The organism is Microtetraspora fusca (assembly GCF_001570365.1).
GTDB classification, from domain to species: Bacteria; Actinomycetota; Actinomycetes; order Streptosporangiales; family Streptosporangiaceae; genus Microtetraspora; species Microtetraspora fusca.
In genome coordinates this window covers 122,209-146,987 of record NZ_BBYK01000047.1, presented here as the reverse complement: position 1 = coordinate 146,987, position 24,779 = coordinate 122,209, and the positions used below count along the sequence as shown (strand labels likewise).

Sequence of the window (24,779 nt, the reverse complement as noted above, 5' to 3'; positions counted from 1 at the left end):
GCCGAGGACGGGACGGAGGCCGCGTGCGAGCGAACGAGACAGGACGAACGGTCACGTCACGGGTCCTGTCGATCCTCGAAGCCTTCGAAACCCACGGGCCGAGTCTGTCGCTGTCGCAGCTCGCGGAGCTGACCGGCCTGCCGCTCTCCACGGCGCACCGTCTCCTGGGCGAGTTGCACGCATGGGGAGCCCTCGCGCGGGACGACCAAGGGCGTTACCAGGTCGGCCTGCGCCTGTGGGAGCTCTCGCAGAGCGCCGGTAGACGGTTGCGCGACACCGCGCGGCCCTATTTGCAGGACCTGTTCTCGCTCACCCAGGAGACGTCACACATCGCGATCCGTGAGGGCAACGAGGCGTTGTACGTCGACCGGGTCTACAGCTCCAAGCGGGTGCCGCGCGCGTCCCGCATCGGCGGGCGGCTGCCGCTCCATGCGACGGCCGTCGGCAAGGTGCTGCTGGCCTACGAGGAGCCGTGGTTTCGCGAGGCTTACCTCCAGGGCGATCTGGAGGCCCGTACGACGCGGACGCACATCGATCCGGCGGCCCTGGCCGATGAGCTGGAGCAGATCGCCGAGCAGGGGCACGCCATCACGCTGGAGGAGGCTCGTGCCGGCGCCTGCTCCATCGCCGTGCCGGTCGCGGGCCGGTCTGACCAGGTCGAGGCGGCGGTGGGCCTGGTCCTGCTGTCGACGCAGCGCAAGACGCTGACGCGACACCTGCCGGTCCTGCGCGGGGTGGCCTCCCGCATCGAGGCGGCCATCGCCCGCTATCCGTCCGGCTATCTGCGGCAGCGCGGCTGACCCCGTTCCGGGCCGCGGCCACGCCCGCTCCGTCCCTGGAACACGTGACGTCCGCTCACATCAGCGACTCTCCACGGAACCTTCACGCACGCTCGCTTCCGCTGAATGGAAACCGCGCATTGTGACCAGTCACGTTCCGGCCTCACACTGATGAAACTTCGGAAATGCCCGAAATGAAGTGGAGTTGAGCGTGACCGCAAACCTCACCGCCGCCCCGCGATCGTGTCCCGTCCACCACGGATATGAGCCGTTCGACCAGAACGACCCCTTCCCGGCGTACGCGGCGCTGCGTTCCGAAGAGCCCGTCATGTTCGACGAGCGCATCGGATGCTGGGTGGTCACGCGGTACGACGACGTCAAGGCGGTCTTCGAGGACTGGAAGACCTTCAGCAGCGAGAACGCCCAGGCACCGGTCCGCGAGCGTGGGCCGGAAGCCACGCGGATCATGCTCGACGGCGGGTTCACGGCCTACTCGGGCCTGTCGGCGCGTGTTCCTCCGGAGCACACCCGCATCCGCAAGGTGGCCGCCAAGGCCTTCACGCCTCGCCGTTACAAGGCACTTGAGCCGAGCATCCGGCAGCACGTCGTCACCCTGCTGGAGCGGATGCTGGCTCGGCCCGAGGCCGCCGGGGACTTCGTCCGCGACCTCGCCTACGACGTCCCGACGGTCACCATCCTCACGCTGATCGGGGCGGACACCGGCAAGGTGGACACCTTCAAACGCTGGTCGGACTCGCGGGCCGCGATGACCTGGGGCGACCTGAGCGATCAGGAGCAGATCCCGCACGCGCACAACCTCGTCGACTACTGGCAGGAATGCCTTCGCCTGGTGGCCGACGCCCACGAGCACGAGCGCGGCTCCCTGGTCGGCGACCTGGTGCGGGCCCAGGCCGCCGGAGACGAGATCTCCGACCATGAGATCGCCTCTGTCGTCTACAGCCTGCTGTTCGCCGGTCATGAGACGACCACCACCCTGATCGCGAACGCCCTGCGTGTCCTGCTGTCGCATCGTGACCAGTGGCAGCGCGTCGTCGACCGTCCCTCGCTCATCCCGGCGGCCATCGACGAGGTGTTGCGCCACAGCGGATCGATCGTGGCGTGGCGGCGACGCGCGCTGGCGGACACGCGGATCGGCGGCGTCGACATCCCGAAGGGAGCCGACATCCTCCTCGTCATGGGATCGGCGAACCGGGACGCCGCCAAGTTCGACGATCCGGAGGTCTTCGACATCGACCGGCCCAACGCGCGCGAGCACCTCTCGTTCGGATTCGGCATCCACTACTGCCTGGGCAACATGCTCGCCAAGCTCCAGGCCAGGATCGCGATCGAGGAGATCGCCCGCCTCATCCCGGATGTCCGGCTGCGCGAGGACGCGCGGATCGCCTTCGGTCAGAACCTCTCGTTCCGTTCTCCGGTCAGCGTCCCGGTGGAGTGGGAGGCCCGCGCATGAGCGGCTTCGACACGCGGTACGTCCAGTTCTTCGACGGCGGAACCGAGCCGGACCATGCCCTCCTCGGAGGGAAGTGCGCCTCCCTGGTCACGATGACCGCCGCCGGCATGCCCGTGCCGCCGGGCTTCGCGGTGACCACCGCGCTGTACGACGCGTTCGTCGAGGAGTCCGGGCTGCGCGACGTGATCGCGAACAGGCTCAACCGGCTCGACCCCGACGATGTGGTCAGCGTCGACGCCGTGTCGGCGGCCATCCGCGACGAGATCTGCGCGCGCCCCGTGCCAGAGCGGCTGCGACGCCCGGTGATCGAGGCGTGGGCGGACTTCCAGGGGCGGTTCGAGCGGCCGGTGCCGGTGGCCGTCCGGTCGTCGGCGACCGCCGAGGATCTGCCGGACGCGAGCTTCGCCGGCCAGCAGGACACCTACCTGTGGCTCGTCGACGAGCACGACGTCCACGACCACATCCGCAAGTGCTGGGCCTCGCTCTACACCAGCCGCGCCATCACGTACCGGCTGCGGAACGCCGTCCCCGAAGACGGACTCTCGATGGCCGTCGCCGTCCAGAAGATGGTCCATGCCCGGGTCGCCGGGGTGGCGATGACGCTCAACCCCCGCAACGGGGACCGCTCGAAGATCACGATCGACGCGTCCTGGGGGGTGGGCGAGGCGGTCGTGTCCGGCCACGTCACACCGGACAACATCCTGGTCGACAAGGTGCTGATGTGCATCGTCGAGGAGCACGTCGGCGACAAGCACATCGAGCTGGTGCCCGACGGCGCCGGCGGCCGGCTCGTCGAGCGCGACGTGGACGCGGCCAGGCGAGCGGTCCGGAGCCTGACCGACGACCAGGTCAAGGCCGTCGCCGAACTCGCCAAGCGCGCCGAGCGGCACTACGCGTGCCCGCAGGACGTCGAGTGGGCGCTCGACGCGGACCTTCCTGACGGACAGAACCTGCTCCTGCTGCAGTCACGGCCGGAGACCGTCCATTCGTCCAAGCCGAAGCCGGTCGCCGCACCGGCGACGGCGTCGCCACCCCCCGTCGGCTTCAGCCTCGGCAGCATCACCGCGCATCTGACCGCGGGCCGCGCCGCGAGCGTGACGAACTGAACCGACTTCGCCTCTCACGACAAGGACCCCGATAGTCATGACTGTCGAACCCGCAGTGAAGTCCTTCCCGCGGCCATCGGAGCTGCCGGTTCCTCCGGGCGCGGAAGGCTGGGAGAAGCTCTACCCCTACAACCTCGTGTTCCAGAACCTGAGCGGCTCGGACGACGAGAAGTTCTGGTTCTGCGACAGCCAGCACTGGCCGACGGTGTTCAAGCCGTTCGAGACCATCGGCGGCGAGTTCGCGGTCAAGTGTCTGGGCCAGTACAACACCAGGCACCTGCTCATTCCCCCGGCCAACGGCATCGAGTTCAAGATCCACCTCGGCTACCTCTACATGAGCCCCGTGCCGGTGCCCGAGAACCGGATCGCGGCCCGAGTGCCCGAGTTCGAGCGGCGGGTCGGCCACTACTTCCAGAACTGGGACAGCCTGCTGGAGCAGTGGAAGCTCAAGGTCCGCGCCACCATCGACGAACTGGAGACGCTGACCTTCGCCGGCCTCCCGGAGATGGTGCCGTTCGCCGACATCGTCAGCGGCAAGGCCAAGGACGGCTCCGAAGTCCTGATGGAGAACTACGACCGGCTTATCCAGCTCGTCTACCAGAACTGGCAGTACCACTTCGAGTTCCTCAACCTCGGCTATCTGGCCTACCTCGACTTCTTCACCTTCGCCAAGCAGGTCTTCCCCGACATCCCCGACCAGGCCATCGCCAAGATGGTCCAGGGCGTCGACATGGAGCTGTTCCGTCCCGACGACGAGCTGAAGAAGCTCGCCACGCTCGCGGTCGAGCTCGGCCTGCAGTCCGCGTTCGAGAACACCGACGACGTCGAGGGGACCCTGGCTCGCGTCGGCGATCTCTCCGGTGGGCGGCGGTGGCTGGACGCTTACCGCGCCGCCCAGGACCCCTGGTTCAACTTCACCGTCGGCAACGGCTTCTACGGACACGACAAGTACTGGATCGAGCACCAGGAGATCCCCCTGGGCTACATCAAGGACTACATCCGCCGGGTCGACGAGGGGCAGCGGATCCTCCGCCCGATCGACGAGCTCGTCGCCGAGCGCGACCGGATCGTGGCCGAGTACCGGTCGCTGCTCGACGGGGAGAACCTGGCCGCCTTCGACGTCAAGCACGGTCTGGCCGTGACCGCGTACCCGTATGTCGAGAACCACAACTTCTACATCGAGCACTGGACGATGGGGGTGTTCTGGCGCAAGGTCCGTGAGCTCAGCAGGGTGTTCGTGGCGGCCGGCTTCTGGGCCGACGAGGGCGACCTGCTGTACCTCACCCGCGGCGAGGTGCGCGACGCCCTGTTCGACCTCGTGACCGGATGGGCGGTCGGCGCCGAGGCGACCGGACCGAGCTACTGGCCCGCGGAGATCGACCGCCGCCGCGGCATCATCGACGCCCTCGGCAGCCGGCGTCCGCAGCCCGCGCTCAACACGCCGCCGGCCCAGATCACCGAGCCGTTCACGATGATGCTGTGGGGCATCACGACCGAGCAGGTCCAGCAGTGGCTCGGCGACGACTCCGGCTCCGACAGCGCCATCACGGGCATGTCCGCCTCGCCCGGCGTCGCCGAGGGACGCGCCCGTGTCGTCCACCACGCCGACCAGCTGAGCGAGGTCCAGGAGGGCGAGATCCTCGTCGCCACGATCACCGCGCCGTCGTGGGGACCGATCTTCGGCAAGATCAAGGCGACCGTCACCGACATCGGCGGCATGATGAGCCACGCCGCGATCGTCTGCCGCGAGTACGGCCTTCCCGCTGTCACGGGGACCGGCAACGGATCGACGACGATCCGTACCGGGCAGCTCATCCGGGTCGACGGCAACGCCGGCCGTGTCGAGATCCTCGAGGACTGAGGCGTGCCGACCACTCCGGACGCCGCGGGCGCCGGGCGCACCGTACTCGTCACGGGAGCGGCCGGCGGCCTCGGCCGCGCCTTCGCCCTGGGCTTCGCCTCGCACGGATACGCCGTAGCCGTCGCCGACATCGACGCCGACGGAGCCGAGGAGACCGCCCGCCTCGTCAAGGAAGCAGGCGCCGCCGCCTGGCACGGACACGTCGATGTGACCTCCGTCGATTCCACCGAAGCGCTCGCGGCGGCGGTGGCGGACTTCGGCGGCGGGAGGATCGACGTACTCGTCAACAACGCCGCGCTGTACGCCACCGTGACCCGCTCACCTCTGGAGCAGATCGATCCCGCCGAGTGGGATCGGGTGATGGCGGTCAACGTCAAGGGACCGTGGCTGGTCGTGCGGGCGGCCAGCCCGTACCTGCCCGAGGGCGGCCGGGTCGTCAACCTGTCCTCGGCCACCGTCTACTCCGGTTCGGAGCAGTGGGCCCACTACGTCGCCTCCAAGGGCGCGGTCATCGCCATGACCCGGGTCATGGCCAAGGAGCTCGGCCGCCGATCGATCACGGTCAACGCGATCGCCCCCGGCTTCACGCTCACCGAGGCAAGCTACGGGCTCATCGAGAACGCCGAGTCCTACGGCGTCGACCGGGGAGCGTTGCGACGCGCCGGCCGGCCGGACGACATCGTCGGCGCCGCGCTCTTCCTCGCCGGACCCGGCGCCGCCTACACGAGCGGACAGACCCTGGTCGTCGACGGCGGCCGCCAGTTCATCTGAGACCACCACCAGGAGCAGCATGCCGAAGATCACCTTCGCCGCCGCCGACGGCGAGACGCGAACCATCGAGGCCAACATCGGCGACTCGGTGATGGAGACCGCCGTACGCAACGGCATCAGCGGCGTCGTCGCCGAATGCGGCGGATCACTGTCGTGCGCGACCTGCCATGTCATCGTCGACGAGGACGACTTCGCCTCTCTCCCGCCGATGGAGGAGATGGAGGACGAGATGCTGTGGGGCACGGCCGTCGACCGCACCGGCACGTCGCGGCTGTCGTGCCAGATCCGGGTGACCGAGGACATGGGCCTGCGCGTCACACTGCCCGAGACACAGGTCTGACATGAGCGAGAACGGCCTGTTGATCATCGGTTCCTCCCAGGCGGGGGTGCAGCTGGCGGTGTCGTCGCGCGCCCTGGGGTATGCCGCGCCGGTGACCCTGCTGGGCGATGAGAATCACCGTCCCTACCAGCGGCCCGCGCTGTCCAAGGACTTCCTCCAGGACAAGATCACCAAGGAATCTCTGATCTTCCGGAGCCAGGAGTTCTGGGACGAGCATCGCATCACCGTCGTCAAGGGTGAACGCATCGAGAAGATCGTCACCACACCGGACGGCACGGGCACCGCATGGTCGACCAGTGGACGTGCGTTCCCGTTCGGCCGGCTGGCACTGACCGTCGGGGCACGGGCCCGGCGGCTCGATGTCCCCGGCGCCGGCCTGGACGGGGTGCTCTACCTGCGCAACGCCGATGACGCACTCGAACTCAAGGCCCGTACGGCGGGGGCCGAGCGCGTGGTCGTCATCGGCGGAGGGTTCATCGGCATCGAGGCCGCCGCCGGCCTGCACGCCCTCGGCAAGCGGGTCACGCTCCTGGAGTTCGCCGACCGCCTGGTGGCGCGCGCCGTCGGAGCCGAGACCTCGCGGTTCATCCTCGACCACCATCGTCGAGCCGGCATCGACATCCGGCTCGGCAGCGCCGTGGACGAGATCGTCGGCCATGGCGGCAAGGTGCGCGCCGTCCGCGCCGGCGGCGAGGAGATCGCGGCCGACATCGTCCTCGTCGGCATCGGCGTCGTCCCGAACACCGAACTCGCCGAGGAGATGGGGCTGCGCTGCGACAACGGCATCGTCGTCGATCGCCATGCCGTCGCCTCCGACGGCACGACACTCGCCGTCGGCGACTGCGCCAACCTCCCCAACCCCGTGCCCGGCTCACCCGCGGGCGAGCGCGTCCGCTTCGAGAGCGTCAATCACGCCATCGAACAGGCCAAGGTCGCGGCCCACGCCCTGATCGGCCGGCAGGGGGAGTACGCGGGTATCCCGTGGTTCTGGTCCAACCAGGGCGACCTCAAACTGCAGATCGCCGGCCTTTCGTCCGGCTACGACCGCACCGTCGTCCGCAGCCCCGCCGACCCGCTCAAACACTCGGTCCTGTACTACCGCGGTGACCGTCTGGTCGCCGCGGACTGCGTCAACGTTCCACTCGACTTCATGGCCGTCAAACAGGCGCTCACCAAGGGAGTGACGCTGCCGCCCGACGCCGTCGCCGACCCGGCCGTTCCTCTGAGGTCGCTGCTCGCGGAAGTCGCCGCCCCCGACGAAGGGAACCAGCCAGCATGACGACGCCCCTCCCCGCGGCCCCGGTCCCGGCCAACGGGCCGGTCGACACCTCGCCGATCGCGCTCACCCCGGCCCGCGGCACCGATCTGGACACGATCTGGTCGGCGGTCGTGCCGGAGACCCGGGTACGGTCCAACGACATCCACCTGCCCGTGTCCCTCGCGTACGCCGAGCGGCTCTGCGACGCCCACCCCGAGGCCGACGCGCTGCTCGTCAGAGTGGCGATCCTGCTGCACGACGTCGGCTGGGGGCGGGTCGACGAGTCCCGGATTATCGCCGAAGGCTTCACCGGCGACTGGCGCAAGGCCGCCATCCGGTACGAGCACGAGAAGCAGGGGTGCGAGATCGCCCGCGAGGTGCTGCCGCCGCTGGGATACGACGACGCCTTCATCGAGCAGGTCACCGCGATCATCGACGGTCACGACACGCGGGCCGAAGCGTATTCGCTGGAAGACGCGCTGGTGCGGGACGCCGACCGCTTGTGGCGGTTCGACCACGCCGGCATCGCGCTCGCCTCCGGGTGGTTCTCGATGGACCCGGCGACCTACTGCGACCGGCTGCGCGCGGAGATCGTGCCCGAGTTGCTCACCCAGGCGGCCATCGAGATGGCCCTCGCCTCACTGGCGCGCTCCGAAGCCCTGCTGAAGACGGACGTGCTGCGATGATCCCCTGGACGCACGTGGACGACCACTTCATCGACGGAGCATGGGTGTCGTCCACCGGTTCGGAGCGCATCGGGATCACCGACCCGGCGACCGAGGAGATGTGGGGCAGCGTCCCGGCCGCCACCCGGGACGACCTCGACGCCGCGGTCGCCGCGGCGCGCCGCGCCTTCGACACCGGGCCGTGGCCGGGGCTCCGCCCGAGCGAAAGGGCGGAAGCACTGCGGCGCATCGCCGACGAGATCGAGAAGCGCGCCGAACCCCTCGCGATCACCAACACGCGCGAGAACGGCTCGCCCATCGCCGAGACCGGCGGAGCCGCCGCCAACGCCGCGGCTGTCTTCCGCTACTTCGCCTCCCTCGCCCCGGAGCTGGAGCGCGAGGACGTCCGTCCCTTTCCGACCGGCATCGGAGAGACGCTGGTACGCCGGGAGCCGATCGGCGTCTGCGCGCTCATCGCACCCTGGAACTTCCCGATCAACCTTGTCGCGATCAAGCTCGCTCCCGCGCTGCTGGCCGGGTGCGCGACCGTCGTCAAGCCCGCCGAGGCCACGCCTCTGTCGATCCGGTTCGTCGTCGAGGCGGCGGCCGACGCCGGTGTGCCGCCCGGCGTCGTCAACCTGGTGACCGGGACCGGGCTGACCGGCGACGCCCTCGTGCGCCATCCAGGCGTCGACAAGGTCGCGTTCACCGGATCGACGGACGTCGGCCGGCGCATCGCGGCCGCCTGCGGTGAGCTGCTCAGGCCCGTCACCCTGGAACTCGGCGGCAAGTCCGCGGCGATCGTCCTCGACGACGTCGACCTCGACCACTTCTCTCAGGTGCTCATCCGCTCCTGCATGCGCAATACCGGCCAGACGTGCTACATCTCGACCCGGATTCTGGCGCCGGACACGCGGTACGACGAGATCGTGGACCGCGTGACCCGCACGATCGCCGCCGCGCCTCAGGGCGATCCGTTCGACCCGGACACGGTCTTCGGGCCGGTCGCCACCCGCCGCCAGTTCGAGATCGTGTCCGAGTTCATCGAGTCGGCTCGCACCGAAGGGGCGCGCGTCACCACGGGGGGACGCGCCCGCACCGATCGCCCCGGTTTCTTCATCGAGCCCACCGTGCTGGCCGATGTCACACCTCGGATGCGCGTGGCCCGCGAGGAGATCTTCGGCCCCGTGGTCACCGTGCAGCGATACGGCGACATCGACGAGGCGATCCGCATCGCGAACGCGACCGACTTCGGTTTGGGCGGCATCGTGTTCTCCTCGGACCCGGACAAGGCGCAGGCCGTCGCTGAGCGGATCGACACCGGATCCGTCGGCATCAACTTCTTCGCCTCCAACCACGCGGCGCCGTTCGGCGGGCGCCACGACTCCGGGCTCGGTGTCGAGTACGGCGTCGAAGGTTTGGCGCAGTACATCACGTACAAGTCGATCCACCGCCGGGCATCCGCCTGAACGGCCGCGCCCGCCCCCTGGGTGCCCACCGCGGACGACTCCCGGCGACGTCACTCCGGGCGGCCGGCTCGGACGCAGTACAGCAGGGGCTTCACGTGTTCCTCGGCCTCGATGCGGAAGCCCGCGCCGGGAACCGGATCGGCGAGCAGAACCGCCATGCCGGGGTGCATGGCCGTGGTGCCGGGAACATCGCTGCCGCCGACAGGACCCGGCGGCTCCGGCCGCCGGGGTCAGGAGGTCAGCGGATGGGGCGGAAGAAGGCCCTGACGTCCTCGACGAGCAGGTCGGGTGCCTCCATCGCGGCGAAGTGGCCGCCGCGTTCGAACTCCGACCAGTGCACGACGTTGTGTTCGCGCTCCGCGATCCGCCGGACCCCGGCGTCGCCGGGGAAGACGGCGACGCCGTGCGGCAGCGCGGAGTACTCGGCCACCGCTCCCCAGCCCTTCTGCCCTTCCTTGTAGAGACGGGCGGCTGAGGCCGCGGTCCGGGTGAACCAGTAGATGCTCACGTCGGTGAGCATCTGGTCGAGGTCCACCGCGTCCTCGGGCAGTTCGCGGGCCGGGTCGGTCCATTCCTTGAACTTCTCCACGATCCACGCCAGTTGCGCCGCGGGCGAGTCGTGCAGCCCGAACGCGAGGGTCTGCGGCCGGGTCGCCTGGATGATCGCGTAACCAGCCCGGTCCTGGTCCTGGTACTGACCGAGGCGGGCGAGTTCCGCATGGGTGAGCCCCTCGAACTCGGCCGGGTCACCGGTGGGGAACCCGAGCGCGCCGTTGACGTGCACGCCGACGACGTTCTGCGGCGCGGTGCGGCCGAGCATCGGCGAGATGACCGCGCCGCTGTCGCCGCCCTGCGCGCCGTATCGCCGGTAGCCGAGCCGGTCCATCAGCACCGCCCACGCCCGCGCCACCCGCTGCAGGTCCCAGCCGGTTTCGGTGGTGGGACCGGAGAAGCCGAACCCGGGGATCGACGGGGCGACGACGTGGAAGGCGTCGGACGGGTCGCCGCCGTGCGCCGCCGGGTCGCTGAGCGGGCCGATGACCTTCAAGAACTCGGCGACCGAGCCCGGCCAGCCGTGCGTGATGACCAGCGGCAGCGCGTCGGGTTCGGGCGAGCGGACGTGCAGGAAGTGGATGTTCTGTCCGTCGACGCGGGTCGTGAACTGCGGGAAGGCGTTCAGCCGCGCCTCGGCGGCACGCCAGTCGAACCCGGTGCGCCAGTACTCGGCCAGTTTCTTCGCGTAGCCGACGGGCACCCCGTAGGACCAGCCCACGCCGGGCAGTTCGTCCGGCCAGCGGGCCGCCGCCAGCCGAGCGTGCAGGTCGTCCAGCTGTGCCTGCGGGATATCGATCTGGAACGGGGTAATTCGCGGGTCGTTGTTCATGCCTGTCACAGTAGATACCGGTTAGGACAGCCTCAGTCCTAGGATCGGCGTCATGCTTGAGACATCGGCGCGGCTGCTGCGGCTGCTGTCGCTGCTGCAGACCCCCAGGGACTGGCCGGGCGCCGAGCTGGCCGAACGGCTCGGCGTCTCGCCCCGCACGATCCGCCGCGACATCGACCGGCTACGCGAACTCGGCTACGTCGTGCACGCCGCCGCGGGCACACCCGGCTACCGGCTCGGCGCCGGCACCGGACTGCCGCCGCTGCTGCTCGACGACGACGAGGCGGTCGCGGTCGCCATCGGGCTCGGCACCGCCGCCGTCTCCGGCGTGACGGGCATCCAGGAGACCTCGGTTCGCGCCCTCGCCAAGCTCGAGCAGGTCCTCCCGTCCCGGCTCCGGCACCGCGTCGGCGACCTGCGGTCGGTCACGGTCCCGCTGGCGGGCCAGGCCGCAGCCGTGGACCCGGCCGTGCTCACCGCGATCGCCGCGGCCGTCCGCCACCGGGAAAGCCTGCGGTTCGACTACCGCTCTCACGACGGCACCGCGGACCGCCGCGCCGCCGAGCCGTACCGGCTGGTGAACGCGGGCCGCCGCTGGTACCTGGTGGCGTGGGACACCGGCCGGGGCGACTGGCGCACGTTCCGCGTCGACCGACTGCGCCTGTACACGCCGAACGGGCCACGCTTCACGCCCCGCGAGCCGCCCAGTGCCGACCTCGTCCGCTACATCTCCGAGCGGATCTCCGTCGACCCCTACCGCTATCGCGGCCGGTTCACGGTGCACGCCCCGGCCGACGTCATCGCCGCCAGGATGCCGCCGACGATGGCGGTGGTCGAGCCGGTCGACGACAACGCGTGCGTCCTCAGCGCCGGATCGAACTCCCTTGACGAACTGGCCATGTGGATCGGGCAACTCGGTGTCCCATTCCAGGTGCACGAACCGCCCGAACTCATCCAGCACATTCACGCGCTCGGCACCCGCCTCGTCGATGCGGCCCGGCCGCACACGCCTACCTGACAAGCCCACGCCCAGCGACCTGATGACCCGCCGCCTCACCGGCGAGTCCGCCCCCAGCTGGTAGCGGCCGGTCGTGCCACCGCTGCCCGCGGCACCTGGCGATTTGGATTTGCCTACTATTCAGGTAGGTATTACGGTTTACCTCCAGATCCCCCGGAAAGCGAAGGGTTGTTGGGAACATGTCCTCCTTCAGACCTGCGGTCGTCACCGTGGCCATGCTCGCCGCCGTGGGGCTTCTGACCTCCTGTGGTGGTTCCGGCGCCGGCGTCCAGGCCACGAGCGACGGCGAACCCGTGTACGGCGGCACGCTCACCTACCTGGAACACCAGCCGCCCACCTGCCTCTACCTTCCGGCGGCCGGCTTCTATCCGAACGGCGGCGTGCTCAACCAGCTCACCGACAAGCTGACCTGGCAGAACCCCGAGACGCTCAAGATCGAGCCGTGGATCGCCACCAAGTGGGAGATCAACGAGGACGCCACGGAGTACACCTTCCACCTGCGGGACGGCGTCACGTTCAGCGACGGCACGCCGCTCGACGCCGAGGCCGTGGCCGCGAACTTCGACGTGTACGGCCTCGGAGACGAGAAGCTCAAGCTGCCCCCGGCCGAGTTCGTCAACAACTACGAGCGCAGCGAGGTCATCGACGCCAGGACCGTGCGCTTCCACTTCAGCAAGCCGTCGCCCGGCTTCCTCCAGGGCACCTCCGTGATCGGCGCCGGCCTGGTCTCCAAGAAGACGATCAGCCTGCCGTACGAGGAGCAGTGCCAGCTCAAGAACGTCATCGGCTCGGGGCCGTTCACGGTGGCCAAGCAGGTCGTCGACAAGGAGATCGACCTCCAGGCGCGCAAGGACTACAACTGGGCGCCGCCCTCCTCCACGCACCAGGGCCGGGCCTACCTCGACCTCATCAAGATCATCGTCACGCCGGAGGACAACGTCCGCGTGGGCGCGCTGACCTCGGGGCAGGCCGACTACATCCGGTACGTGCAGGCCTACGACGAGGCGACGGTCAAGAGCGCGGGCTTCGTCGTCAAGGGCGAGCCCACCCGCGGCGTCAACAACGGCCTCTACCTGCGCCCCGCCAACAGCATCCTGAAGGACATCAGGGTCAGGAAGGCGCTGCAGGCCGGGACGAACGCCAAGGAGGTCGTGGACACCCTCTTCACCGACAACTATCCCGTGGCCACCTCGGTCCTCAGCCATCTGGCGGCCGGGTACGTCGACCTGTCGGACAAGCTCGTCTACGACCCCGACGCGGCCAACAAGCTGCTCGACGAGGCCGGGTGGACCCGCGGCGCCGACGGCATTCGGGAGAAGGACGGCGTCAAGCTGCAGCTCGGCGTCTTCGTCGCCGGCCCGCAGCCGCTGTCCAAGCAGACCCTGGAGCTGGTCGCCCAGCAGTGGACCAAGATCGGCGTGAAGCTCGAGATCCGCCCCGCCGACGCGGGCACCCAGGCCGTGGACATCAAGAACGCCGAGAAGACGGCGGTGAACCACTCGATGGTCGGCCGCGCCGACCAGGACGTGATCAAGAGCCAGTTCCACACGAAGAACCGCGACGCGATCCTCTCCAACGACAAGAAGCTCGACCAGCTCCTCGAGGAGGAGTCGGCCCTCGCCGACGAGGCCAAGCGGAACGAGAAGGTGGCCGAGATCCAGCGGTACGTCATCGACCAGGGGTACACCATCCCGCTCTTCGAGGAGCCCCAGGTCTACGGCATCGCGCCGTACGTCCACGGGGCGGCCTTCGAGGCGGTCGGCCGGCCGAGCTTCTACTCTGTCTGGCTCAGTAAGTGACGAAATATCTGCTCAAAAGGGCAGGGCAGGCACTGCTCGTCCTGTGGGCCGCCTTCACCGCGGCGTACATCCTGCTCCAGGCCATGCCCGGCGACTCCATCCTGATCAAGTTCCAGAACCCGGAACTCGGGCTGTCGCCGGAGCAGATCGCCAAGATCCGCGAGTACTACGACGCGGGCGGCTACCTGCACACGGTGCTCGGCTTCCTGCACGGCGACTTCGGCTACTCGGTCGACACCGGCACCCCGGTCGTCGAACGGCTGGCCGAAGGCCTGCCGGAGACCGCCAAGCTCGCCACCTGCGCCTTCGTTCTGGCGGTGCTGCTGGCCGTGCTGATCGCCTTCGGCTCCGCGTACAGCGGCAGGCTGCGCGGCCTGCTGCTGGCGGTGCCCTCCCTGTTCATCTCGGTCCCGGCGTTCTGGCTCGGCATCCTGCTCATCCAGGTCTTCTCGTTCCGGCTCCGGCTGGTCCCGGTCATCGGCGGCACCGAGCTCCAGCAGCTCGTGCTGCCGGTGCTCACGCTGGCCGTCCCGATCTCCGCGCCGATCGCGCAGGTCCTCGCGCGCAGCATCGACCAGGTGCTCACCCAGCCGTTCGTGCCGGTGGTGGCGGCCAAGGGCGCCTCGCGCTCCTGGATCCTGTGGCGGCACGTCGCGCGCAACGCGCTGCCGCCGACGCTGACCGTGGCGGGCCTGGTGTTCGGCGAGCTGATCGCCGGGTCCGTGGTCACCGAGACCGTCTTCGGCCGGAGCGGCATCGGCCGCCTCACCGAGCAGGCGGTCAACGCGCAGGACACTCCGGTGCTCCTGGCCGTGGTGGTGCTGGCCGCGACCGTCTTCGTCCTGGTCAACCTGCTGGTGGACGTGCTGTTCCCGGTGCTCGACCCGAGGCTGGCGACATGAAGTGGCTGTCGTGGGCGGTCATCGCCCTGGTGGTGCTCTGGGCCGCCATGCCCTCGCTGTTCACCGGATACGATCCGCTGGCCGGGGTCCCGGCCGAGAAGCTCCAGGGGCCGAGCGCCGCGCACCTGTTCGGCACGGACGCCGTGGGGCGCGACCTGTTCGCCCGGGTGGTGCACGGATCGGTCCATTCGCTCTCGGGCGCGCTCGTCGCGGTCGCCGTCGGCCTGGTGCTCGGCACGCTGCTCGGCCTGATCGCCGGCTCAGTGCGCGGGGTGGTCGACGAGATCGTCATGCGGATCATGGACGTGCTGCTGTCGGTGCCGGGGCTGCTGCTGGCGCTCACCGTGATCATCCTGCTCGGGCCGGGCACGGTGCACGTGGCGATCGCGGTGGGCGTCGGCTCCGTCGCCTCCTTCGCCCGCCTGGCCAGGGCCGAGGTGGTCCGGGTGCGCCGCACCGACTACGTCGAGGCCGCGTTCGGCAGCGGCGGCACCTTCGCCGGGGTGCTCCGGCGGCACGTGCTGCCGAACTCCCTCGGCCCGGTCATCGCGCTGTCGGCGCTGCAGTTCGGCGTGGCGATCCTGGCGATCTCCACGCTCGGCTTCCTCGGCTACGGCGCCGAGCCGCCCACGCCCGAGTGGGGGCTCCTCATCGCCGAGGGCCGCAACTACCTGGCCACCTCGTGGTGGCTCACCACGCTGCCCGGCGCGGTCGTCGTCGCCGTGGTGCTCGCCGCCGGTCGCATCTCGAAGGAGATCAGATGAGCCTCCTCGACGTCCGGGATCTCACGGTCGCGTACGGCCGGCAGGTCGCGGTCAAGGGCGTGTCGTTCACGGTCGAGCGGGGAGAGGTCGTCGCCGTGGTCGGCGAGTCCGGTTCCGGCAAGACGACGACGGCCAACGCGATCACCGGCCTGCACCCGGCGTCCTCGGGCGAGATCCTGCTCAACGGTGTCGACATCGCGGGCTGGTCGCAGCGCCGCCTGCGGTCGATCCGGGGACACCGGATCGGCCTGGTCCCGCAGGACCCGTCGAACTCGCTGAACCCGGTCATGAAGATCGGCCGGCAGATCGGCGAGATCCTCAAGATCCACAATTACGGCGACAGAGCGGGCATCAGGCGGCGGGTGATCGAGCTGCTCACCCGCGTCGGCCTCGACGACCCCGAGCGCCGCGCCGGCCAGTACCCGCACGAACTCTCCGGCGGCATGCGCCAGCGTGTGCTCATCGCCATCGCGATCGCCCTGCGCCCCGGCCTGATCATCGCCGACGAGCCGACCAGCGCCCTGGACGTCACCGTCCAGCGCCGCATCCTCGACCTCATCGACGACCTCAGGAACGAGTACGGCACCGCCGTCCTCCTGGTCACCCACGATCTCGGCGTGGCGGCGGCGCGCGCCGACCGCCTGGTCGTGATGAAGGACGGCCTGATCGAGGAGTCGGGCGGCGTCCGCGAGGTGCTCGCCGCGCCCGCCTCGCCGTACACCCGCCGCCTCTTCCAGGACGCCCCGGCGCTCACCGCGCGCCCGTTCAAGCCCTTCGACGCCGCGGCCGAGCCCGCCATCGTCGTGCGCGACCTCGTCAAGGAGTTCGGCTCCTTCCGCGCCGTCGACGGCGTCTCCTTCGAGGTACGGCGGGGCACCACCCACGCCCTGGTCGGCGAGTCGGGTTCGGGCAAGACCACGACGGCCCGCATCGTGACCCGCTTCACCAAGGCCACGTCGGGCGAGGTCGTGATCGGCGGCGACCCGGTCGGCCCGCGCGACTTCCGGCGCAGGGTGCAGCTCGTCTACCAGAACCCGTACGGCTCACTCGACCCCCGCCAGACGGTCGCCGCGATCGTGGAGGAGCCGCTGCGCAACTTCCGCCTCGGCGACCGGACCGCCCGCCGCGCCCGGGTGCGGGAGCTGCTGGAGCGGGTGGCGCTGTCCGAGACGCTGCTCGGGCGCCGGCCCGCGGAGCTGTCCGGCGGGCAGCGGCAGCGGGTGGCGATCGCCCGCGCGCTCGCCGTCGAGCCCGAGGTGGTCGTGCTCGACGAGGCCGTCTCCGCGCTGGACGTGACCGTCCAGGCGCAGATCCTGACGCTGCTGGAGGAGCTCCAGCGCGACCTCGGACTCACCTATCTCTTCATCTCCCACGACCTCGCCGTCGTGCGGCAGATATCGCACACCGTTTCCGTAATGAGCAAGGGACGAATCGTGGAATCAGGGACGACACGCCAGATCTTCGACAGCCCACAGGAGGACTACACCCGCGAGCTGCTCGCCGCCGTGGCGGAGCCGGTGCGATGACCAGGATCGGCTTCTTCACCCGGGTCCTCGACGACGCCCCGCCCGGCGAGCGCTACCGTCTGGCCGCCGAGCAGGTCGAGCACGCCGAACGTCTCGGCTTCGACACCGCCTGGGTGGCCCAGCACCACTTCGACGGCGACGAGGGCGGCCTGCCCGCGCCGCTGGTCTTCCTCAGCCACCTGGCCGCGCGTACCAGCCGGATCAGGCTCGGCACCGCCATCATCACGCTGCCCCTGGAGCACCCGGTGCGCGTGGCCGAGGACGCCGCGGTACTCGACCTGCTGTCCGGCGGGCGGCTGGAGGTCGGCGTGGGCGGCGGCGGCACGCCCACGGCGTTCACCGCCTTCGGCAAGGACCCGGCCGAGCGCGGCTCCATCTACGCCGAGCACCTCCAGGTGCTCGTGGACGCGTGGTCGGGCAAGGACCTGGGCGGCGGCAACCACCTCTACCCGGCCGCGCCGGCGCTGCTCGACGCGATCTGGGAGGCCACGTTCTCCGTCTACGGCGGCGCGCGCGCCGGACGGGCGGGCAACGGGTTGATGCTCTCGCGCACCCAGCCCAGGCCCGAGGGGGCGCCGCACGCCACGCTGGCCGAGATCCAGAAGCCCATCGTGGACGCCTACTACGCCGGCCTGCCCTCCGGCGTCGCCCCCCGGGTCATGGCCTCGCGCACCGCGTTCGTCGCCGACACCCGCGAGGAGGCGCTGCACTGGGCCGCCCGCGGGCTGGCCAAACCGGGCCTCCGGCAGCCGGACGGCGACGGCGTCGACGCGCTGATCGCCGCCTGGGACGCCCACGTCGGCACCCCCGAGGACGTCGTCGCGAGCCTGAAGGCGGACCCGACCCTGGAACGTGCCACCGACCTGGTCTTCCAGGTGCACTCCATCGATCCGCCGCACGAGCAGATCCTGCGCTCCATCGAGCTGCTCGCGACCGAGGTGGCTCCCGCGTTGGGAGGGGTATTGGAAGGAACCACCGCATGACCGCCGACGTCATCGACACGCTGGCCAGGGTCCGGCCCGGCTCCCGCCTGGACCTGCTGCGCGACCGGCGTCCCGACGCCCGCGAACACGCGCAGCGCGCCTACGACGCGCTGTTCGCCCCCGACTCGGAGGAGGAGGTGACGTCGGTCGAGCGCGCCGCCGTGGCCGCCTTCGTCGCCGGTCTCCACCAGGACCCCGCCGTCGCCCGCCACTACGCCGACCGGCTGGCCGAGCACGCCCCCGGCCTCGTCGCGACCATTGAGCGCGAGATCGAGGAGGCCCGGACCGTCGGCCCGTACGGCGTGTACGACGAGCCGGCGCTCGCCCAGGAGAGCCTGATCGGCCCGGCTTACCGGGCGGCCCGGCGCGACGCGCTCGGCGAGCGCCTGGCCGCCGCCCTCGACCACGCCCACCTGCTGGTCTTCCGTCCCCGCGAGTCGAGCCGCGACGCGCTCAAGACGCTCATCGACGCCGGCTGGACCACCGCGGGCGTGGTGACGATCTCGCAGCTCGTCGCCTTTCTCACCTTCCAGGTCCGCGTGGTCGCGGGCCTGCGACTCCTGGGAGCCGACCGATGAAGTTCACGCAGGACAAGCTCGGCTGGGAACCCTGGCTGGAGCCGCCGGCCGAGGACGAGCTGACCGAGGCCCACCGCCACGCCCTCGTCGACAAGGCGCGCGCGGCCTCGCCGTACTTCCGGCTGCTGGCGCTCGACCCGCGCGTGCTGCACGCGCGGACCACGACCGACAACGACATCTTCTACAACGCCGACGGCGGCCTGCCGCGCGCCGAGCGGGAGCTGGCCGCGACCGCGACCTCGCGGCACAACGGCTGCGTCTTCTGCGCCTCGGTGCACGCCCGCTTCGCCGCGCACTACTCCAAGCGCCCGGGCGACGTGCAGCGGCTGCTCGACGACGGCGTCGACGCGCCGCAGAACGAGCGGTGGCGGGCGATCATCGACGCCGCTGTGGCGCTGGCCGCGACCCCCGGCGCGCTCGGCGCCGACCACCTGGCGGCCCTGCGCGCCGCCGGGCTCGACGACCTGGAGATCAGCGACGTGATCCACGCCGCCGCCTTCTTCAACTGGGCCAACCGGCTCATGCTTTCCCTGGGAGAACCCGCATGACCATCGCACTGGACCACCTCGTGTACGCCGTCCCCGACCTCGAGGCCGGGGTGGCGGCCTTCGCCACGCTGACCGGCGTCGCCCCCTCGGCGGGCGGCGCGCACCCCGGCGGCACGGCCAACTACCTCGTCGGCCTCGGCGACGGCGCCTACCTGGAGATCATCGGTCCGGACCCGTCCCAGCCCGGGGTCCGGCCGCGTGCCTTCGGCCTGGAGGCGCTGACCGAGCCGACGCTCGCCGCGTGGGCCGTACGCACCGGCGACATCGAGGCGACCGTACGGCAGGCCCGCGAGGCCGGTTACGACCCGGGCTCCATCGAGCCGCTCTCGCGGCGCACGCCCGACGGCACGCTCCTCGAATGGCGGCTGACCAGGCGCGACGACCCGGCGGCCGTGCGCACCACGCCGTTCATCATCGACTGGGGGAGCACCGCGCACCCCTCGGCCTCGGGCATCCCGGCCCTCTCCCTGGCGTCCTTCACCGTGATCCATCCGGAGCCCGCGTCGGCGCGCGGCCCCCTGGACGCCCTCGGAGTCACGGTCCCGGTCGAGCGCGGCCCGGCCCCCGGACTGCGTGCCGTACTCGACACTCCGGAAGGACAGGTGACACTCGCATGAGCACCCTTCGTGAATACCTCACCCAGAAGCGCGCCGCGCTCCTCGCCCGCCGCACCGCCACGGCGGAGAGCGGCGGCGGTCCGGTGCCGCTGCGCGCGACCGTGACCGCCGAAGGCCGCAGCGGCGTGCGGCGGATCAGGATCCGCGACTTCCAGATCCTCAGCGACAGCGGTCCCGACTTCGCCGGGTACGACCTCGGGCCCGCTTCGCCGGAGCTGCAGGCGGGTGTGCTGGGAAGCTGCGTGACGCACATCTTCCTGATCAAGGCGGCCGAGCTGGAGGTGCCGATCGACGCGCTGTCGGTGGACGTGCGGGCCGAGTACGACCCGCGCGCCCAGTCGCCGGACGCCACCGACATCCCGGTCTATCCGCAGAACTTCCGCTACGAGGTCCACCTGGACTCGCCCGCCTCGGACGAGGAGCTCGCCCGGCTGCACGCCGAGGTCGAGCGGGTCTGCCCCATCCTCAACCTCATCCGGAACCCGCAGAACATCTCGGGCACGATCGTCCGGGTCGCCGCCTGACCCCGCCCCGGCCCGCGCTGTCGGCACGGGCCGGGGTCCGGTTTCTCCGCCGGGCGAGATCTCAGTGGTCGCCGCCGCGCTCCAGGGCCGTAGGGGCTCGCGGACGTCCCTCGCCGAATTCTCCGTTTTTGCGACTTTCCGATAGAAGATTCCGGGGGGCAGCAAGGTCTTGGCGGGGGTAAGGGATGCAAGCGGTCAAGGCAGGCGAGGACGCCGACGGGAGCCGGGCGTCGACGGCCGCGGAACGTGTGCCCGCGGGGGCGGGCGAAACGGCGTCCGGGAACGCGTTTCCCGGCGGAGGCGGCGAGCCCGGCGCAGGTCACATGGACGCCCGGCGGGTGGCGGTGGTGCGGGGGACAGCCGCCGTGCTGGCCGCGCTGTCGGTGTCGCTGACCGTGGCCGGCACCGCGATCCAGTGGTCGGTGCCGAAGGAGTGGGCGCCGTGGCCGCCCACGGCGCCCGACCATGGCTCGGGCCTGATGTTCCCGCTGGTCGGCGCCTTCCTGATCGCGTACCGTCCCCGCCTGAAGCTGGCCTGGCTGATGTGTGCCGGCGGCCTCGGCTGCGCGGTCAACGTGATGGCGACCGGGCTGCAGTTCACGCAGGCGTCGGCCGGCCATCTGGAGAGCGCGGGGTGGCTGCGCATCCTGGCCATCGCGGGATGGACGGTCGGGGCGTGCGCGCTGTCGATCCTCGTACCGCTGCTCTCGCCGGACGACCGCCTGCCCTCCCGGCGCTGGCTGCCGGTGGCGATCGCCGGTTTGGCCGCGACCGTCGCGTACGGCGTGCACAACATGGTGCGGCCGACGCCGCCCGCCGGCACGTACCGCTGGCCGCAGGTCATCCCGAATCCGCTGGCGATCGAGGCCCTGGCTCCCTATCACACCGCGGTGAAGGGGGCACTGACCCTGCTGGTGAACGCCTTCATGGTGCTCACGGTGCTCTCCCTGCTGGTACGGCTGCGGCACGCGACCCCGGCGGCGCGCCGGCAGCTCGCCTGGCCGCTGGTCGCGTTCGCCGTCTACGCGCTGTTCACGCTGCTCGGCGAGGACTACTGGCTGCCGGGGACGGTCTGGACCGGGCTGATTCCGGTGGCGATCGCCTTCGCGGTGCTGCGCTACCGCCTGTACGGCATCGACACCGTCATCAGCCGGACCGTCATCGCGACCGGCCTGGTCGTCGCGGTCGGCGCCGTGTACTTCGGCACCGGCGCCCTGGCCGGGCTGTTCGTCTCCGACTACGACCAGGTCGCGGGGCTGGCCGCCGCCCTGGCGGCGGGCGCGTTCTTCGAGCCGTTGCGCACGCGCCTGCGCCGCCTGACCGATGTGATGCTGTACGGCAGGCACGGCCGGCCCGAGGAACTGGCGAGGAGGCTGGCCCATGAAGTGGGCGAGACCGAGCCGGGCAACGCGCTGGCCGCCGTCACGGCGGTGGTGCAGGACGGCCTCGGTGTCACCGGCGTCGCTGTCGAGGTCGGTACGGCGGGCATGCGGGTGGAGCGGGGCGCGGCCGGACCGGATCCGTATGTCGTGCCGCTGGTGTGGCACGGCGAGCCGGTCGGCCGGATGCTGGTCGGACCGCCCGGAGCGCGCCGATTCTCGGCCGCCTACACCGAGCGGCTGATCCGGACGGCGACCCCGTACGTCGCGGACGTGGCGCACGCCGTGCTGACGGCGGCCGACCTGCAGCGTTCCCGGGAGCGCATCCTGAGCGCGCGCGAGGAGGAGCGGCGCAGGCTCCGCCGCGACCTGCACGACGGCCTCGGTCAGGCGCTCGCCTCCATGTCGATGTCACTGAACATCGCGCGAATGCGCCTGCGCGAGGCGCCGTCCTCGGCCGACCGGATGCTGCGGGAGCTGCGCGGCAGCATGGACTCGGTCAGCCAGGAGGTCCGCGAGCTGGTCTACGGCCTGCGGCCGCCCATGCTGGACGACCTCGGCCTGCACGGTGCGGTGCGCGCGCTCGCCGTGGAGCCGGGGCCGACCGTCGACGTCGAGGTGGAGGGCGAGACAGGCGACCTCCCCGCGGCGGTGGAGGTGGCGGCGTACCGGATCGCGCAGGAGGCGCTGACCAACGTGCGCAAGCACGCCGACGCCAGCCGGGCCACCGTCACGCTGGCCCGCTCGGAACACGCGCTGGTCGTACGGGTGCGCGACGACGGCACGGGGCTGCCCGAGCATCGGCGCTCCGGCATCGGCTTCGCGTCCATGCGCGAGCGCGCCGCCGAGCTGGGCGGCACCTGCCTGGTCACCCGGGCCCCGGCGACCGGCGCGGACGCCGGGCCGGGGACGCAGGTGGAGGCCACGCTGCCGCTCGCCGTACGCTCCGGCGACCGGGCTCCGGTGAGAACCGGGGGGAGCCTGGATCAGGCCCAGCCATAGGTCGACCTGATGGACGCGGCGATCTCGCCGACCAGGTTCCCGTTGTCACCGTTGGCCAGGACGGCGTACCCGGCTCCCAGTTCCGGATAGCCCGTGAACACGGACGTGAAGCCGTAGTTGGAGCCGTCGTGGGTGAAGGAGAAGTTCTTCGTCCCCGACCCGGAGATGAACAGGCCCCGGCCCATGTCGGGCTGCGGTCCCTTGCTGAGCAGCGTCCGTACCGACTCCTTGCTGAGCGGGCCCGCGATGTCACCGGACGCGGTCCACGCCTTGTTGAGGTAGCACACGAGACCGCACAGGTCGAGGACGTTCGTGTAGAGGCCCGCGGCGGCCGACTCCGGATAGCGGTTCCGCTTGCCGGGGATCACCGCGCCGGTGGAGGTGTGCCCCGACGCGAGCTCGAAGGCCGGGGACAGCGCGTACGAACTGGTCTTCATGCCGAGCGGCGCGAACACCTCCTTGTCCATGTACTGGGCCATCGACAGGCCGGTCTGCTGCTCCACCATCCGCTGCAACAGGACGAACCCCGCGCCGGAGTAGTGGTACTCCGCGCCGGGGTCGGTGGTGAGCTCGATCTTCGGCGAGTTGCCCTCGCCGTTCATGATCTGGAGCAGTGACGGCACGGTCGAGTTCGGCGCGTAGCCGGCGAAGCCGCCACCCGCGGTGGTGTTGAAGCCGGAGCAGACGTCCGCCGGAGAGGTGGAGCCGCGTCCGATGACACCGGCCCGGTGGGTCAGCAGGAGGTCGATCGTCGGCACCGCGTCGGCCGATACACAGGAGCGGCGGGGCAGGGGCCAGCCGAGGTAGGGGCGGATGTCGCTGCTCAGCGGCTTCTTGAGCGTCTGCATGAGGCGCAGTACGCCGACCGAGGCGACGGCCTTGCTGATGGAGGCGGCCTGGAAGGCGGTCTCGGGGTGCGCGGCGGCCCCGCTGCCCGCCTCCAGCCAGCCGTAGCCGGTGGACCAGGCGACGCGGTTGCCGGTCACCACCGCGATCGCCACGCCCGGCGTCTTCCAGTAGCCCATCCGCTGCCAGATGCCCCCGTCGCGCACCGCGTTCTCGACCTGGCGCACCCGATCGGCGGGCAGGGACGGAACCTTGCCGCGCGAGCACAGCGACCAGCCGCCGGTCGGCGAGAAGGTGACGTTGTGCAGCTGCCAGCCGCCCGCGGCGAGCTTGCCCATCTGCTGGTAGCACTCGTCATCGATGCCGCGCGCGTGGAACTCGTCCTGCGCGACGACCGCCCACCCACCGGCGCGGGGGAAGGCGACGTGGGTGACGCGGCGTCCCCCCTGGGTCAGGTTGCGCATCATCTGGTAGCACTCGTCGTCGATGCCCCGGACGTAGAAGCCGTCCGTGTCGACCACCGACCAGCGGTTGCCGCCCGCCGGGGGGAAGGCGACGTTGACGACCTGCTTGCCCGCGCCGTAGGAGGCGGTGATCCGCTGCTGGCACTCCGTGGGGATGCCGCGAGCGGACACCCCCTTGTCCGTGGTGATCACCCACCGGTCGCCGCCCTCGGGCGGGAAGGCCACGCAATGGATCCTCCGGCCCGCCTTGGTCAGCTTCCCGAGCTCGGCGAAACACGCGTCGGGGATGCCGCGCGCGAAGAAACGGCCGTCCTGGGTGACGACGACCCAGCCGTTGGACGGCGTGAACGCGAACGAGGTGATGCCATAGGGCGCCAGCTCACCCATCTTCGTGTGCGCCTCGTCGGGCACGCGACGGTTGAAGTAGGGGTAGCTCGCCGCCCATGCCGCCTGCCCGAACCCCACAGTGGCCATGCCGACGCCGGCTCCGGTGGCGGTGGTCAGGCTGAGAAAACGTCTCCGGTCCATACGGGCACTCCTCAGGTCTGCACAGGACGGGTCCCGCGTACGGGACGCCGGTGCTCAAGAAAGTCAAATCCTGACAGACAGCCGAGTGATCCGCTCCTCCATCACAGAACACCGGGGAGACGGGCCATCCGGGCCGGCCCGAGGGCGCTCCGGAGACGGGCTTCGCGTGAGGATTCGACCTCGAAGCCGGCCTGTGG

General features: G+C 70.7%; 22 protein-coding genes. 20 read left to right on the top strand and 2 right to left on the bottom strand.

The features are described 5' to 3' along the window. Window positions 1-23 precede the first annotated feature (23 nt). From AWQ68_RS17265 to AWQ68_RS17225, 9 genes are all read left to right on the top strand, one after another. Window positions 24-800 carry an IclR family transcriptional regulator gene (locus AWQ68_RS17265; RefSeq protein WP_066941538.1) on the top strand — a complete coding sequence of 259 codons (777 nt, stop codon included), beginning with the start codon at window positions 24-26 and terminating at the stop codon, window positions 798-800. A 190-nt stretch (window positions 801-990) separates the two neighbouring features. Beyond that, window positions 991-2,250: a cytochrome P450 gene (locus AWQ68_RS17260; protein WP_218006904.1), complete on the top strand. Its 1,260-nt coding sequence runs from the start codon at window positions 991-993 to the stop codon at window positions 2,248-2,250. Further along, a complete protein-coding gene (locus tag AWQ68_RS17255; RefSeq protein ID WP_066941535.1) occupies window positions 2,247-3,356 on the top strand; it encodes a PEP/pyruvate-binding domain-containing protein in 1,110 nt (369 codons plus the stop codon). The genes AWQ68_RS17260 and AWQ68_RS17255 overlap by 4 nt, the downstream gene beginning before the upstream one ends. Window positions 3,357-3,393: 37 nt before the next feature. Then, entirely contained in the window at window positions 3,394-5,217 is a 1,824-nt protein-coding gene (locus AWQ68_RS17250) for a PEP-utilizing enzyme (protein WP_066941533.1), read from the top strand. Window positions 5,218-5,220: 3 nt separating this feature from the next. After that, window positions 5,221-5,988 (top strand): SDR family NAD(P)-dependent oxidoreductase, encoded by a 768-nt coding sequence (locus AWQ68_RS17245; protein WP_066941531.1) that lies wholly within the window; start codon window positions 5,221-5,223, stop codon window positions 5,986-5,988. A 19-nt stretch (window positions 5,989-6,007) separates the two neighbouring features. Next, window positions 6,008-6,328 (top strand): 2Fe-2S iron-sulfur cluster-binding protein, encoded by a 321-nt coding sequence (locus AWQ68_RS17240; RefSeq protein ID WP_066941530.1) that lies wholly within the window; start codon window positions 6,008-6,010, stop codon window positions 6,326-6,328. A 1-nt stretch (window position 6,329) separates the two neighbouring features. Beyond that, window positions 6,330-7,607 (top strand): NAD(P)/FAD-dependent oxidoreductase, encoded by a 1,278-nt coding sequence (locus AWQ68_RS17235; protein ID WP_066941528.1) that lies wholly within the window; start codon window positions 6,330-6,332, stop codon window positions 7,605-7,607. Next, a complete protein-coding gene (locus AWQ68_RS17230) occupies window positions 7,604-8,272 on the top strand; it encodes an HD domain-containing protein (protein WP_066941526.1) in 669 nt (222 codons plus the stop codon). The genes AWQ68_RS17235 and AWQ68_RS17230 overlap by 4 nt, the downstream gene beginning before the upstream one ends. Beyond that, window positions 8,269-9,720, top strand: a complete 1,452-nt coding sequence (locus tag AWQ68_RS17225; RefSeq protein WP_066941524.1) for an aldehyde dehydrogenase family protein — start codon at window positions 8,269-8,271, stop codon at window positions 9,718-9,720. Before AWQ68_RS17230 ends, AWQ68_RS17225 begins: the two co-directional genes overlap by 4 nt. A 238-nt stretch (window positions 9,721-9,958) precedes the next feature. Here the strand turns inward: AWQ68_RS17225 and AWQ68_RS17220 are convergent, their stop codons facing one another. Beyond that, window positions 9,959-11,104 carry an epoxide hydrolase family protein gene (locus AWQ68_RS17220; protein WP_066941522.1) on the bottom strand — a complete coding sequence of 382 codons (1,146 nt, stop codon included), beginning with the start codon at window positions 11,102-11,104 and terminating at the stop codon, window positions 9,959-9,961. Window positions 11,105-11,156: 52 nt separating this feature from the next. Here AWQ68_RS17220 and AWQ68_RS17215 point away from each other — a divergent pair, with 52 nt between their 5' ends. The 11 genes from AWQ68_RS17215 to AWQ68_RS17165 all read left to right on the top strand — a co-directional run bounded on the left by AWQ68_RS17215 (window position 11,157) and on the right by AWQ68_RS17165 (window position 22,744). Next, window positions 11,157-12,122 carry a helix-turn-helix transcriptional regulator gene (locus AWQ68_RS17215; RefSeq protein ID WP_066941520.1) on the top strand — a complete coding sequence of 322 codons (966 nt, stop codon included), beginning with the start codon at window positions 11,157-11,159 and terminating at the stop codon, window positions 12,120-12,122. Between the two features lie 179 nt (window positions 12,123-12,301). Further along, on the top strand, window positions 12,302-13,921 hold the full coding sequence (locus AWQ68_RS17210) for a TIGR04028 family ABC transporter substrate-binding protein (protein ID WP_066941518.1): 1,620 nt from the start codon (window positions 12,302-12,304) through the stop codon (window positions 13,919-13,921). Then, complete coding sequence (locus tag AWQ68_RS17205; protein WP_066941516.1) at window positions 13,918-14,823, top strand: ABC transporter permease; 906 nt, start codon at window positions 13,918-13,920, stop codon at window positions 14,821-14,823. The genes AWQ68_RS17210 and AWQ68_RS17205 overlap by 4 nt, the downstream gene beginning before the upstream one ends. Then, window positions 14,820-15,587 (top strand): ABC transporter permease, encoded by a 768-nt coding sequence (locus AWQ68_RS17200; protein WP_084464099.1) that lies wholly within the window; start codon window positions 14,820-14,822, stop codon window positions 15,585-15,587. The genes AWQ68_RS17205 and AWQ68_RS17200 overlap by 4 nt, the downstream gene beginning before the upstream one ends. Beyond that, complete coding sequence (locus AWQ68_RS17195) at window positions 15,584-17,113, top strand: dipeptide ABC transporter ATP-binding protein (RefSeq protein WP_066941514.1); 1,530 nt, start codon at window positions 15,584-15,586, stop codon at window positions 17,111-17,113. Before AWQ68_RS17200 ends, AWQ68_RS17195 begins: the two co-directional genes overlap by 4 nt. After that, complete coding sequence (locus AWQ68_RS17190; protein ID WP_066941511.1) at window positions 17,110-18,096, top strand: putative FMN-dependent luciferase-like monooxygenase; 987 nt, start codon at window positions 17,110-17,112, stop codon at window positions 18,094-18,096. The genes AWQ68_RS17195 and AWQ68_RS17190 overlap by 4 nt, the downstream gene beginning before the upstream one ends. Further along, the gene (locus AWQ68_RS45020; protein ID WP_066941509.1) at window positions 18,093-18,674 is read left to right on the top strand and encodes a CMD domain protein; all 582 of its coding nucleotides are present in this window, start codon (window positions 18,093-18,095) and stop codon (window positions 18,672-18,674) included. Before AWQ68_RS17190 ends, AWQ68_RS45020 begins: the two co-directional genes overlap by 4 nt. After that, entirely contained in the window at window positions 18,671-19,222 is a 552-nt protein-coding gene (locus AWQ68_RS45015) for an alkylhydroperoxidase domain protein (protein ID WP_066941507.1), read from the top strand. The genes AWQ68_RS45020 and AWQ68_RS45015 overlap by 4 nt, the downstream gene beginning before the upstream one ends. After that, entirely contained in the window at window positions 19,219-19,839 is a 621-nt protein-coding gene (locus AWQ68_RS17175) for a VOC family protein (protein ID WP_066941505.1), read from the top strand. Before AWQ68_RS45015 ends, AWQ68_RS17175 begins: the two co-directional genes overlap by 4 nt. Continuing rightward, on the top strand, window positions 19,836-20,363 hold the full coding sequence (locus AWQ68_RS17170; protein WP_066941503.1) for an OsmC family protein: 528 nt from the start codon (window positions 19,836-19,838) through the stop codon (window positions 20,361-20,363). The genes AWQ68_RS17175 and AWQ68_RS17170 overlap by 4 nt, the downstream gene beginning before the upstream one ends. A gap of 185 nt (window positions 20,364-20,548) precedes the next feature. Then, the gene (locus tag AWQ68_RS17165) at window positions 20,549-22,744 is read left to right on the top strand and encodes a sensor histidine kinase (protein ID WP_084464098.1); all 2,196 of its coding nucleotides are present in this window, start codon (window positions 20,549-20,551) and stop codon (window positions 22,742-22,744) included. Here AWQ68_RS17165 and AWQ68_RS17160 read toward each other — a convergent pair. Continuing rightward, window positions 22,729-24,582, bottom strand: a complete 1,854-nt coding sequence (locus AWQ68_RS17160) for a serine hydrolase domain-containing protein (RefSeq protein ID WP_066941502.1) — start codon at window positions 24,580-24,582, stop codon at window positions 22,729-22,731. The genes AWQ68_RS17165 and AWQ68_RS17160 overlap by 16 nt on opposite strands. Window positions 24,583-24,779: the final 197 nt, after the last annotated feature.